Consider the following 11617-nt stretch of genomic DNA (forward strand, 5'->3'; position numbering starts at 1 on the left):
GTCGGCCGCAGCGGCGGGGACCGCCGGCGTGGCGGCGCCCTGACCGCCGTCCGGCACGTCGGCGGCGGCCAACCTGCCGAACGGCACCGTCACGCAGGCCACGCGACCGCCCGCCTCCCCTGGGGCGCCGTGCCCCTCGTGGCCGTCGGAGGTCGCGCGCTCGTGCAGCACGACGGAGGCGGCCTCACCGGGCCGGAAGGTCCACTCCTGCACGGCGGTGGAGCGCCCGGTGCCCCGCCCGTCCGCGGTGACGTCGAGCCAGACCTCGTTCTCCGCGTTCGCGAGCGAGGGGTCCTCCCCCTCGATGTTCCGGTAGTGGGGCCCGGAGTCCGCCGGTCGGGCGCCGCAGGCGTCCGTGTGGACGTGGGCGCCGAAGGTGTGGCCGGGCCGGACACCCGAGACGGCCAGCGTGATGGTGGTGCGCCCGTCCGCGACGCGCTGCTCGACCTCGACGCGGGACCCCTGCGGCACCAGCGACGGGTCGTAGGTGACGGCCGCGGCCGGCGGGTCCTCGTCGGGCGAGCTGAACATCGCCCAGGCGCGCAGCCGGTAGCCGTCGTTCCGCTCGTCGGACTCCGTCGCCTCGGCGGCGGGCGGTTGCGCCACCGCGCCGCCGCCCCCCGCGACCACTGCCGCCAGGGCCGCGGCCACCGCTGTCCCCGTCCGCACCGCTACGCCTCGCACAACCCACGCCTCTCGTTCGGGTAACCGATCCGGCGACGCCGCACCGCTTTCCCAGCCTGCGCCCGCCACGCGGTACGACGTGCCCGTGGCGCACCCTGATGCACTCTGCGGGGTACGCAGGCGTACGCTGTATGGCTGAACGGGGGTGTGGTTCCGCCTACCCCCGCCAACGGACGGAACATCAGTGCGGGGCGTGGGGCGTCACTCCCCTGGTTGCCGTACCGGGGCACAGCACGGCCTTTCGGCCGGGACAGGACTCACTGGATGGTGGAAACCCTGGGTGTCCTGCTCTACGCGCCCTGGATCTATGTGATCGTGATGGCCAGCGTCCTGCTGGACGTGTTCGTCCCGGTGCTCCCCAGCGGCGCGGTCGTCGTCACCGCCGCGACGCTCGCCGCCGGCACGGCGGCCGGGACCGCCGGGTTCCCCGCGCCGATGCCCGGCAGCCATCTCCCGGAACTGTTCGTGCTGGTGCTGTGCGCCACCTCGGCCTCGGTGGCGGGCGACCTGTTCGCCTACCGCCTGGCGCGACGTGGCGGTCGACGGTTCGACCACGTGATCGCGCGCTCGCGCCGCCTCTCCACCGCGCAGCACCGCATCGGCAACGCGCTGGCCCGCGGCGGTGGCGCCCTCGTGGTCCTCGCCCGGTTCGCCCCCGCGGGGCGCGCGGTGGTGAGCCTGGGCGCCGGCGCCTCACAACGGCGCACCCGTGACTTCCTGCCCTGGTCGGCGCTGGCGGCCGTGGTCTGGACCGCGTACAGCGTCGGGCTGGGGTGGCTGGGGGCGCAGGTGCTGGGCGCGGGGTGGATCAGCACCGCGCTGTCGCTGCTCGCGCTCATCGGCGCGGGCGCCGGTGCCGCCTACCTGCTGCGACGTCCCACCCCGGCCCGCGCGGCCTGAGACGGCCGTCCGCCCGGTCGGCGCCGCGTGCCGCACGGATGGGCTCGGCACGCCGACACACCACCGGCCGTCGGCATACGGACGGGAACGCACAGACGAGGACGCCGGGACCGGCGACCGGTCCCGGCGTCCTCGGCGGTGGGCACAACAGGGATCGAACCTGTGACATCTTCCTTGTAAGGGAAGCGCTCTACCGCTGAGCTATGCGCCCGGCAAACCCACACCCTACCCGGCCGGGGCCGCTGCGGGGCAACCGCCGTCGGGTCGTGGCCCGCGGGCCGCAGACGCGTCCGGGCAACCCTCGCGACACCGGCGGCGTCCTCGCCGGGGAACCGTGCCGCGCCGTCACTTCACGGCGGAACCGGGCCCGGTGAGCCGACCGGCCGTGGGCGCCGACGCGGCGCCGCGGGAGCCGTCGAGAGCGCAGGAGGACCCCCGTGACCAGATCCCCGCCCGCACCGCCGCGGTGCGAGCGGCCGTCGTCGCCGGCCTGCCGCTGACCTCGCTGCTCACGACCGGCTGCTCGGCGCACCGGGTGGCGGTCACCAGCGAGGAGCGGACGTTCACCGTGGAGGCCGACGAGCTCGTCGTCGACTCCGGCACCGTCGACGCCACCGTGCTCACCCCGGCGGCGGTGCGCACCCAACCGGCAACGGCCCGATGGAACTGCACGCCGCGCACGCCCCGGCGGTGCCGCAGGCGGTGACCCACCACGGCCGCGCACGTCTCCGGGCCCCCGGGGACACCGCGTACCGAGTGGTGGGCGAGACCCGCAACGGGAAGGTCGACACCTCGGCCGCGAGGACGGGCGGCGCCACCGGCGCCGACGCGAGCAGCTGATCTCGGTGCGCCCGCAACGGGAGTGCGACGGCGGCCCCCACGCGGGGTGAGACACCGGGCGTGGCAGTCCCGTCGGCGGCCGGCGGACCCGCCGCGCCGATTCCGGGTGCCGACGGGTGCCAGCGGGTGCCGACGGGCCCCGACCGGTGCCGACCGGTGCCGACCGGTCACGACGGCTGGATCGCGACGTCCATGGCCGGGTTCCCGCCGTCCGGCGAGGGTGGGCGCATCCCCGGGGCAGGTCCGGGCAGGCGGTGGCGCGGGGGCGTCCCGCCCCCGGCGGGAGGCCTCCGCGTCCGGCGGACTCCCGTACCGTCCCGTACTGTCCGCCGCTCGTGCCGCGCCCCGCGCCGGTCGCGGCGACCGAGGCCCGCAGGAGATTCGCATGGCCACCCCCGCACGTCGCACCGCCCCCCGTCTGATGTTCTGCGTCGGCGGGTTCCTGCTGGTGGGGCTCGCCGTCTCCTCATGTTCCGGCGGCGAACCGGCGGCGTCCCCGCCCTGGGACGAGGGGCGCACGACGTTCGCGGTGGACACCGGCGGACTGCGGATAGACGCCCACGACGGGGACGTCCACCTGGTGGTCGACGACTCGCTGGACGGGCAGGTCCGGGTCAGCGGTCACCCCGCGCCGGACGGGGACACGGACGAGGACGGTTGGTACGCCCACGGCGAGAACGGGGACGCCGCCGCGGGGAGCGACCTCTGGGACGTCGACGGGGAGGGCCGCCACCTCACCCTCCGCGAGGACTGCGGCGAGGAGGGCCGGCCGGTCTGCGCGCGGCGCCACGAGATCGCCGTCCCCGCCGACCTCCCGGTGCGGCTGGAGGGCCACAACGGCACGGTCACCGCGAGCGGCCTCGCGGGCGCGCTGGACCTCACCACCCTCGACGGCCCCATCGACGTCTCCCACGTCTCCGGCCCGCTGACGCTCCGCAGCCACAACGGCACGATCACCGCGACCGACGTCACCGCGGAGGAGATCCGCCTGGACTCGCACGACGGAACGATCACGCTGGCCGCCGGCCTCCCGCCCCGCCTGCTGGAAGCCGCGACCCACAACGGCGCCGTCCGTCTCGACCTGCCGGAGGACGCCGCCTACCTGGTGGGGACCGACACCCATCAGGGCCCGCTCGACATCGACGTGGAGACCGGCGGTGACGAGCACCGCGTCGACGTCCGTACCCATGACGGGGAGATCACCCTCCGCGGCGTCCCGTCGGACCGGGAGACCCCGCAGGGTGACGCGTAGCGCGCGGCTCCCCCGCCGGATCCCACGGCCGCCCGCCCCTGCGGCACCCGGGGACCGGGATGGAACAATGGGCGCTGTCGCACCGGACCGGCGGGGAGAGGGACCACGTGAGGGCGAGAGGCACCGCAACGGAGTTGGCACTGCGAGTCGTCCTGCCGTTGCCGCTACTGGCGGTCGCCGTCCTCACCGCGCCCGGCGCCTTCACCGGTGGTGGCACCCGCCGCTGGGGCCGGGGCCGGGCCGAGGAGCTGCGGCTGGAGGCCCAGCAGGCGCGCGACGCGGCGGGCGAGGCGTTCTACGACCTGGACTCCGCCCAGCGCGACCTGCGCATCACCGTGGAGACGATCTCCGCCTCCGACGACTCGCAGCAGGCCCGCCGGGTGGGCGTGGACTTCACGGAGTTCGGGCAGCGCATCGACCAGGTCAGCCACGAGTACATCCAGGTGGTCGACGCGCACGACCTCGACGCCCCCCAACTCGACGCGTCGACCGCGTCCCGCGCCCGGCACGACTTCGGCCGGATGCGGGACCAGCTGGTACAGGCGAAGGTCGATCTGGAGCGGTTCGGCCACGGCCTGGGGCCGCTGCTGGAGAAGGCCGAGAACCAGCTCCGCCAGGTGGCGCCCGCCGTGGAGGCCGCCAAGCGGTCGCTGCTGGCGGCCACGCAGGCGCTGGACGCGGTGCGCGCCGCTCGACTCGAAGCCGACGACCTGGCGCTCTCCCTGGCGCAGTTGGGGCCGGAGCTCCGGCTGCTCAACGAGGGCGCGGCCCAGCACGGGGTGCAGCCCACCGTGCGCCGGGCGGAGGACGTGCGGCGGCGGGCCGACGAGATCACCGCGCAGGCCGAGCGGCTGCCGCAGCGCGCGGCGGAGACCGACCGGCGGCTGACGTCGCTCCGGACGCGCGCGCAGGCCATCGCCACCCGGTCGGAGAAGGTCGCGCCGGTCCTGTCCGAGCTGCGGCGACGGTTCTCCGCCGCCTGCTGGCAGGACCTCCAGCAGGTGCCGCAGCAGGCCGTCGAGTCGGTGCGCCGCGCGGAGCGGACGCTGGCCGACGCACACCGCGCCCGGGACGAGCAGCGGTGGGAGGACGTCGGCGCGAGGCTGACGGAGGCGCAGGAGCTGCTGGCGCGGACGGACACCTCGGTGTCGGCTGCCGGGGAGCGGCTGCGGCGGCTGAACGAGGTGTCGTTCGACCCGAGCAAGGAGATCGAGAAGACCCGGTTCGCGGTGCGGGACGGGCAGCGGATGGCGATGTCGGGCCGCAGCGTGCCGGAGGAGCGGCACGCCAAGCCGCTCGACGAGGCGGTGGAGCGGTTGGACCGCGCGGTGGCCGCACTGGAGGGCGGCGGTCGGAACCCCGACTACTGGATGTTCCTGGTGGAGACGAAAGCGGTCCGCGACATGGTCGGCGCCGTCGTGGAGAACATCCGCAACGGCCGCTGAGCCGCGCCCGCACGGGGCCCGGGGCGGGCGCGGCCCGGGTGCGCGGACGGGCAGTAGGCTGCGGCCATGCCCCGTTACGAGTACCGCTGCCGCGGTTGCGGCGACCAGTTCGAGATGTCCCGTCCGATGGCCCGCTCGGGTGACCCGGCGACCTGCCCGCAGGGGCACACCGACTCGGTGAAGCTGCTGTCCACGGTTGCCCTGGGGAGCGGCACCGGTGGCGCCTCCGGAGCCGCCGCGGGCGGGCCCGCCCCGGCTCCGGCCGGTGGCGGCGGTTGCTGCGGAGGCGGCTGCTGCGGTTGAGAGGTCGGTGCACTGCCGGGATTCTTGGTGAGTGGGCGGTTTCGTCCACTACCGCTAGGAGGCCCCGGACATGTCGACGACTCCGGCCGTGCACGGCCCCAGACACGCGCGCCGCGGCACGGTGCACAACCTGCTGCGGCGCACCGGTGCCCAGTTCAACGAGGAGTTGCCGGTCGACCACCGGCTGAGCACCGTCTACCGGATGGGCGCCGGGGTGATCGGCACGGGGCTGGTGGTGTTCGGCGTGCTCGGCCTGGTCCAGCGGCTCGGGGTCTTCACCACCGAGGACAGCTCCGTGCTGGGGCTGAACACCAACGGCGCTCTCAGCCTGGTCTCGATCTTCTTCGGTGTGGTGCTCTTCTCGGGTGCGCTGCGGGGTGGGAACTTCGCGTCGACGCTGAACATCACGGTGGGGACGCTGTTCCTCGTCAGCGGCTTCATCAATCTGGCGGTGCTGGAGACGGGGCTGAACTTCCTGAACTTCAGGATCCAGAACGTGCTCTTCAGCTTCGTCGCCGGCCTGCTGCTGCTGGTCTTCGGCATGTACGGCCGGGTCGCCGGGCGACTGCCGCGGGACAATCCGTACTGGCGGGCGCGGCACCCGGACGCGGCGCGGGAGGACTCGGCGACGGGGTTGAACCGGCGGGTGCTGGAGGACCGGGCGGGTCGGGGCACCGGCGGGAGCACGCCGGGGCCCAGCGTCGCCGACCCGGGCACCGGCTCCCCGCGGGGGCGAACGGACGACGGCCGCTGACTCGTCCGGCCGCACTGCGGTCGGGGCACGGTCGGCCCCGGGGCCCCGGGCTCCCGCGGTCTCGGGCTCCCGCGGTCTCGGCGCGGGCGCGCTTCGCTCAGCCGCGGTGGCCCTCCCGGTGGGCCCGCACCTCGGCCAGGGCTGCGGCGAGGATCTCCTCGCCGCAGCGCACGCCGCGGGTGGTGAGCGAGGCGACGTGCGGGGCGTGCCAGCCGGTGTCGGCGAGTTCGCCGTGGCCTGGGCGCCAGCCGCGGTCGGCGGCGGTCAGCAGGTCGGCGTCGAGCAGCGAGTCGCCGGCGGCCAGCACCCGGCGCGCGCCGGTACGGCGGACGACCTCGGCGAGCGCCGCGCTCTTGGTCAGCGGACGCGGCACGACGTAGACCTTCCGGCCCTGCACGGAGACGGTCCAGCCGCGCTCCCCCGCCCAGGTGGCGAGTTCGTCCGCCCAGTCGGCGGGGAACCGCTCGCGGTCGACGACCAGGTAGCAGAAGAGGTCCTCGGCGACGCGTTCCTTGAGCAGCCAGCCGGGGTCGGCGGTGGCGCGCAGCCGGTCGCGGACCTCGGCCAGCGGCGCGCAGTCCGTGGCGAGGAGACCGGCGACGTGATCGTCCCACTCCCCGTCCGGTTCGCCGTCGACCAGCAGTCGGCCGCCGTTGGCGGAGATCGCCAGGGCGGGCGCCGGGCCGGGCAGGCGCATGCGGCGGTACTGCTCGGGGGTGCGGGTGGTGACGGGGACGAAGCGCGCCTCGTGCGGTGGGAGCGAGGCGATCTCGGTGAGGGTCGCGGCGGCGGTCTCGGTGAGGAAGGACAGCGGGGCCGAGCGGTAGACCTCGACGCAGAGCAGCCGGGGGGCCTCGGCGTCGGGGACGGTGAGGCCGAGCGCCGCCGCCGAGTAGACGAGCGTGCGGTCGAGGTCGCTGGCGAACAGCACGGGGCCGGTGGGGCGGTCGGTGCCGACCGCTCCGGCGGAGGCGGCGGTCCGCGGATCGGTGCCGGTCGGGGTGCCCGTGGTCTCGGTGGACGTCATGCGGTGGACCTTCCGTCGGCGCCGGTGGCGCCCCTGGTGTAGCGGGGGTGGATCAGGCCGACGCAGCGGTAGGGCAGGTCGTCGGTCCACTCCACCGGGACCTCGCGTGCCCGGGCGAGGTGGAGGATGTGGGCGATGTCCTCGCCGGCGTCGCGGCGGGCGATGACGCGCCAGGGGACGCGGCGCAGCAGCACCCGGGTGGTCTCCCCCACGCCGGGCTTGACCAGGTTGACGTCGTGGATGCCGTACTCCTCGCTGAGCCGCCGCACGGCGGCGAGCCCTGCCCAGTGCGGCTCGCGGTCGGTCCCGTCGGCCACGGGGCCGGGCCGGGCGGCGGCGAACCGTCGCTCCACCGTGTCCAGGAAGAGCGCGGAGACGTCCGCCTCGGCCAGCTCCTGGTAGAACTTCGCACCGTGGTACTGGTCCGGCCCGACGAGGTCGGCGCGGAGGACGGTGCGGGAGACCAGTCCCGACACCGTCGAGTTGAGGCAGGCGGAGGGGACGAGGAAGTCGTCACGCGTGCCGAAGGTACGGACGCAGCCGCCCGGGTCGGCGAGGACCACCAGCGAGGGGTCGAACCCGGGGAAGCCGGCGAGGGCCGCGGTGAGCTCCCCGGTGATGGCGCCCTTGCCGGTCCATCCGTCGACGAACACGACGTCGGCCGGGTCGTGGTCGACCGCCAGCCGGCGCAGCGCCGTGGTGTCGATGCCGCGCCCCCGGACGATGGACAGGGTGTAGTGCGGCAGGTCCACGCCGTGGGCGTACGCCGCCCAGCGCCGCATCAGGACGCCGACCGGGGTGCCGGCGCGGGCGAGGGACACCAGTACGGGGGTGGTGCCCGAGCCGGGCCGGGTGCGCTCGGCGAGCACGGTGTCGGTGACGGTGGCGACGGCCTGGGCGAGCCGGTCGGCGTTGGCGGCGAGCGCCGTGTGGAACAGCCGCTGATACTCCTCGCCCGGCTGGTACTCCACCGGCAGCGACTCGGCGTAGTGCGCGCCGCCCTGCTGGATCGCCTCCTCGCGTTCCTCGGTGGGAGCCTCCAGCGCCACGTCGGAGAGGTCCTGGAGCAGCCAGCCGACCTCGTCGGGGCGGTAGGAGGAGAACGCCGGGCCTCGCAGCGGTGCGGGCAGCGGGGTGTGGGACGGCAGCACGACGAGGCGGAGTGCGGGGGCGTGGCGGGAGAGCACGTCGAGCAGCCCGCCGGGGGCGTGCAGCGCCGGGGTGTCGCCGGTGGAGTCGGTGATCAGCACGACGGCGTCCCAGCCGCCGCCGGCGACGTTGTGGACGTGGCGTACGCCGGGGTCGTCGGCCGTCGGGCCGCCGGCGGGGAGGTCGTGGGCGGGGAAGGTGAGGCGGCTGCGGATGGCGTAGCCGGGGTCGTCCACCGGGAGGACCGGCGAGCGGGTGGTGGAGGAGAAGTGGACGCCGTGGCCGCCGGTGGCCGCGTCCGGCGGCGCCGCCTCACCGTCCCGCAGGGCGGTGTCGAGCGCCCCGGCCAGCCGCAGCGGCGCGTACATGAGCTCCTCGGTCCCCAGCACCAGGACCCGGCGGGCGCCGGGCGGGAGCCCGGCCGCCAGGCGGGCGCCGATCGCGGGCAACGCGGCCTCCAGCCGTGCGCGGTGGGCGGGGGTGAAGCCGTGCCGGCCGCCGTCGGGCAGCCCGGTCGGCCATCCCGGGTCGACCCTGCGGACCTCGGCCCGCCAGGGGCCGGGCGGCGGTCCGGCGGCGTCGGCGGCGTGCTGCTCGGCCACCAGTGCGCGCCCGCGGGCCAGCACGTCCTCGGGCAACGCGACGGTTCCGCTGCCGAGCGCGACGACGTCGATGCGGGTGCCGAGGTCGGCGGCGGTCTTCTCCAGGGCGGCGACGTCCTCGGCGGACCGCAGGTCGCAGAGGGTCACCACCACGTACCGGGAGCGGGGCGCGGTGCGGTGCAGCGCCATCACGGTGTTGCGGACGGTGCGTCCGGTGGAGAGCTCGTCGTCGACCAGGACCAGGGGCCCGCCGCCGACGAGGAGGCGGGGGTCCTCGGGCAGCAGCAGGTGGGAGGTGGCGTGGCTGTGCTCCTCCTCGAAGCCGCCGGCGTGGTGCGCGCCGGTGACAGCGCGACGGGTGGAGTGCAGGCAGCGGGCGCCGAGGCCGTCGGCGACGCTGTGGCCGAGCCCGGTCGCGGTCTCCGCGTAGCCGAGGACGACGGCGTGTTCGGCCTCCGCGCCCAGCAGGGCCCGCGCGCGTCGACCGAGTTCGACGCCGGTGCCGTGGACCAGGTGGGGACGCTGCGGGATGTGCTTGCCCAGGACGCGGGAGACGAGGAGGTGGGCGCGGCGGGGGTTCTCGCGGAGCGCGAGGCCGACGAGCGCCGGCAGCTCGCCGCCGTGCAGGGTGACGCCGAGCCGCCGCGCGACCCAGTTCCCGTCCCAGTCGGCGCCGGGCCCGGTCTCCGGTTTCGGGGTGGCGGGTTCGCCGTCGGTGGTGCGGTGCTCGTTCCGGTCGCTCATCTGATGCCCGCCTCCAGCAGGTCCACGTAGTCGACGCCTTCCTTGGCGACGCCGAAGACCTCCGCGCGCAGCAGGGTCCGTGCGGCCCAGCTGCGGTGGGGTTTCACCTCGTTCATCTTGTTGGTGTACGAGGAGCGCAGCACACCGCCGCCGTTGGGTCCGGCGCCGAGGATGTCGACGGCGTCGCAGTACTCCTCGTGGCTCACCACCGAGAGCGCGTGGACGGCCGCGACGTGCGAGGGGTGGATGCAGGTCTTGCCCTGCAGGCCGTTGGCGCGGTCGAGCTCGATCTCCTGGAGCAGGCCGTCCATGTCGTGCTCGATGAGGCGTTCGCGCAGGTCACCGCGGCCCCGGAAGGGGCTGGCGCGCAACTGGGGCTGGAACATCCGGGGCTGGGTGCGGAAGTACTCCCAGACGGGGCCGCTGATGGTGTAGCCGGTGCCGTCGGCCCTGCCGAACACGTTGACGACGTCGGCGATGACCGAGGCGACCGGGTGCACGTCGTACACCGTCATGTCGGGAGTGCGGCGCAGACCGTAGACGGAGCAGAAGTCGGTGACGCCGATCCGGAGGGCGGGGACCCGCTCGCGGTACTTCTCCAGGAGTCGGGCGGCGTCGGTGAGGCGGGTGGCCCGGGTCTCCAGGTGCATCAGCTCCGGTGACTCGAGCACCGGCATGGCCAGCAGACGTCGTTCGCAGCCCGCCTCGGCCTCGACGACGGCCTCCAGGTAGTCGTAGCCGCAGGCGGCCGTGAACTTGGGGAGGACGAAACCGGCGAGCAGGCGGACCGCCGGACCGAGGCGGTCGGTGAGGTCGGTGATCTGGTCGGGGCGGCGGACGCGGACGAACAGCAGCGGCAGCCCCTCGGGGGCGCTCTCGCGGTGGAGCCGCCGCAGCTGCCGGACGAGGTTGGCCTCACCGCCGGCGACCTCGGCATCGCTGATCGAGTCCTCCAGGCAGAGGACCATGGAGACCACGCCGCGGGCGGTCTGCTTGCGGATGTCCGCCACGAGGCGGGGCCGGGTGGCGGGGCTGTAGAGGGTGGCGCCGAGGGCCACGCCGAGGGTCCGCACCTCCGATTCCAGGTCGAAATCGGCGGGCTCCCGATGGAAGAGCGCCTGCCGTTCCGCTGCTCCCAGCTGCCCGTAGTGCCGCATGCCGTTGTCCCTTGCGCCCCGCTGTCCCACCGGTGCGCGGACAGACTCAGCGGTCAATCGTACGATCTGCTTTGTTTCCGGCATGCGGCGGCAGGCAGGATCTTCGGTATGAAGCATGTGTACGACGCGGGAAGTGTTCTCCCTCTGCGGCTCCCCGTGCTGCGGGCCGCCGTCCACTGGTCGCCGCGCCCCGACTCCCGCGGCCGGCACCGGGGCCCGGTGGACGTGCACACCAGCGCCCTGCTGCTGGATACCCGGGGCCGCCTCGGGACGGAGCGCGACGCGATCGGACCGGAGCGGGCGGGAGACGACTCCGGAGGCGTCCGCAGGCTTCCCAAGCGGCGCCACCGCGAAGGGGTGATGGACGCGGTGGAGGTCCGCCCCGAGCTGCTGCCCGCGGCGGTCCGGCGCGTGATCCTCGCCGTCTCCGCCGATGGGGCGCCGTTCGGCGCGAGCGGATCGCTCCAGCTGACCCTCTGGGACGTCGAGAACGACCTCCCGGTCGCGGTCCGCCCCGTCACCTCCGGCCGTGACGACCACACCACGCTGGTCTGCGGCGAGCTGTGGCGCGGGCTCTCCGGCTGGGAGTTCCGCGACGTGCGGCGCGGTCTGACGGGCGGGCCGGCGGAGTTGGCCGCCGCGCACCGGGGAACGCCCGAGGCGACAGCGCCGCCGCCGCTGCGTTTCGGACCGGGAGGCGTGCCACGGCGCGCCGCCGGTGCGGCTCCCCCACCGCCAGCGGTGCCGCCCCCGCTGGGAC

Annotated in this window: 11 protein-coding genes and 1 tRNA gene; 7 read left to right on the top strand and 5 right to left on the bottom strand. The window is 75.2% G+C overall.

Annotated elements, in window-relative coordinates; genetic code table 11:
* A partial coding sequence (locus HCJ92_RS17845) for a superoxide dismutase family protein (RefSeq protein WP_167934617.1) occupies positions 1–669 on the bottom strand: 669 nt, incomplete at its 3' end.
* A gap of 279 nt (positions 670–948) precedes the next feature.
* On the opposite strand from HCJ92_RS17845, the gene HCJ92_RS17850 reads away from it, so the two are divergent.
* Positions 949–1584 carry a DedA family protein gene (locus tag HCJ92_RS17850; protein WP_167934618.1) on the top strand — a complete coding sequence of 212 codons (636 nt, stop codon included), beginning with the start codon at positions 949–951 and terminating at the stop codon, positions 1582–1584.
* A 139-nt stretch (positions 1585–1723) separates the two neighbouring features.
* Here HCJ92_RS17850 and HCJ92_RS17855 read toward each other — a convergent pair.
* Positions 1724–1795: transfer RNA gene (locus tag HCJ92_RS17855), tRNA-Val, on the bottom strand.
* A gap of 159 nt (positions 1796–1954) precedes the next feature.
* Between HCJ92_RS17855 and HCJ92_RS17860 the strand changes: the two genes are divergently transcribed.
* The 5 genes from HCJ92_RS17860 (at position 1955) to HCJ92_RS17880 (ending at position 6178) form a co-directional block, all read left to right on the top strand.
* A complete protein-coding gene (locus HCJ92_RS17860; protein ID WP_167934619.1) occupies positions 1955–2290 on the top strand; it encodes a hypothetical protein in 336 nt (111 codons plus the stop codon).
* A 519-nt stretch (positions 2291–2809) separates the two neighbouring features.
* Positions 2810–3676, top strand: coding sequence for a DUF4097 family beta strand repeat-containing protein (locus HCJ92_RS17865; RefSeq protein ID WP_167934620.1), 867 nt, complete (start codon positions 2810–2812; stop codon positions 3674–3676).
* Between the two features lie 134 nt (positions 3677–3810).
* Positions 3811–5121, top strand: coding sequence for a coiled-coil domain-containing protein (locus HCJ92_RS17870; RefSeq protein ID WP_209311274.1), 1311 nt, complete (start codon positions 3811–3813; stop codon positions 5119–5121).
* A gap of 66 nt (positions 5122–5187) precedes the next feature.
* Positions 5188–5424 carry an FmdB family zinc ribbon protein gene (locus HCJ92_RS17875; protein WP_167934622.1) on the top strand — a complete coding sequence of 79 codons (237 nt, stop codon included), beginning with the start codon at positions 5188–5190 and terminating at the stop codon, positions 5422–5424.
* Positions 5425–5494: 70 nt separating this feature from the next.
* On the top strand, positions 5495–6178 hold the full coding sequence (locus HCJ92_RS17880; protein ID WP_167934623.1) for a DUF4383 domain-containing protein: 684 nt from the start codon (positions 5495–5497) through the stop codon (positions 6176–6178).
* A 97-nt stretch (positions 6179–6275) separates the two neighbouring features.
* On the opposite strand, the gene HCJ92_RS17885 is transcribed toward HCJ92_RS17880, so the two are convergent.
* The 3 genes from HCJ92_RS17885 to HCJ92_RS17895 are packed head-to-tail and all read right to left on the bottom strand — an operon-like array spanning position 6276 to position 10857.
* Positions 6276–7205, bottom strand: a complete 930-nt coding sequence (locus HCJ92_RS17885) for an HAD family hydrolase (RefSeq protein ID WP_245240973.1) — start codon at positions 7203–7205, stop codon at positions 6276–6278.
* Complete coding sequence (locus HCJ92_RS17890) at positions 7202–9700, bottom strand: phosphoribosyltransferase (RefSeq protein ID WP_167934624.1); 2499 nt, start codon at positions 9698–9700, stop codon at positions 7202–7204. The genes HCJ92_RS17885 and HCJ92_RS17890 overlap by 4 nt, the downstream gene beginning before the upstream one ends.
* Positions 9697–10857, bottom strand: coding sequence for an HpcH/HpaI aldolase/citrate lyase family protein (locus HCJ92_RS17895; protein WP_167934625.1), 1161 nt, complete (start codon positions 10855–10857; stop codon positions 9697–9699). Before HCJ92_RS17895 ends, HCJ92_RS17890 begins: the two co-directional genes overlap by 4 nt.
* 108 nt (positions 10858–10965) lie before the next feature.
* On the opposite strand from HCJ92_RS17895, the gene HCJ92_RS17900 reads away from it, so the two are divergent.
* On the top strand, positions 10966–11617 hold a 652-nt coding region (locus tag HCJ92_RS17900), incomplete at its 3' end, for a TerD family protein (protein ID WP_167934626.1).

It is taken from the genome of Streptomyces spiramenti, from assembly GCF_012034385.1.
In the GTDB taxonomy this organism is placed as follows: domain Bacteria; phylum Actinomycetota; class Actinomycetes; order Streptomycetales; family Streptomycetaceae; genus Streptomyces; species Streptomyces spiramenti.

Bases quoted from the DNA above. Each gene is read 5' to 3' on its own strand.
- HCJ92_RS17850 (WP_167934618.1), top strand. From the start codon at position 949: ATGGTGGAAACCCTGGGTGTCCTGCTCTACGCGCCCTGGATCTATGTG.
- HCJ92_RS17865 (WP_167934620.1), top strand. From the start codon at position 2,810: ATGGCCACCCCCGCACGTCGCACCGCCCCCCGTCTGATGTTCTGCGTC.
- HCJ92_RS17875 (WP_167934622.1), top strand. From the start codon at position 5,188: ATGCCCCGTTACGAGTACCGCTGCCGCGGTTGCGGCGACCAGTTCGAG.
- HCJ92_RS17880 (WP_167934623.1), top strand. From the start codon at position 5,495: ATGTCGACGACTCCGGCCGTGCACGGCCCCAGACACGCGCGCCGCGGC.
- HCJ92_RS17885 (WP_245240973.1), bottom strand. From the start codon at position 7,205: ATGACGTCCACCGAGACCACGGGCACCCCGACCGGCACCGATCCGCGG.
- HCJ92_RS17890 (WP_167934624.1), bottom strand. From the start codon at position 9,700: ATGAGCGACCGGAACGAGCACCGCACCACCGACGGCGAACCCGCCACC.
- HCJ92_RS17895 (WP_167934625.1), bottom strand. From the start codon at position 10,857: ATGCGGCACTACGGGCAGCTGGGAGCAGCGGAACGGCAGGCGCTCTTC.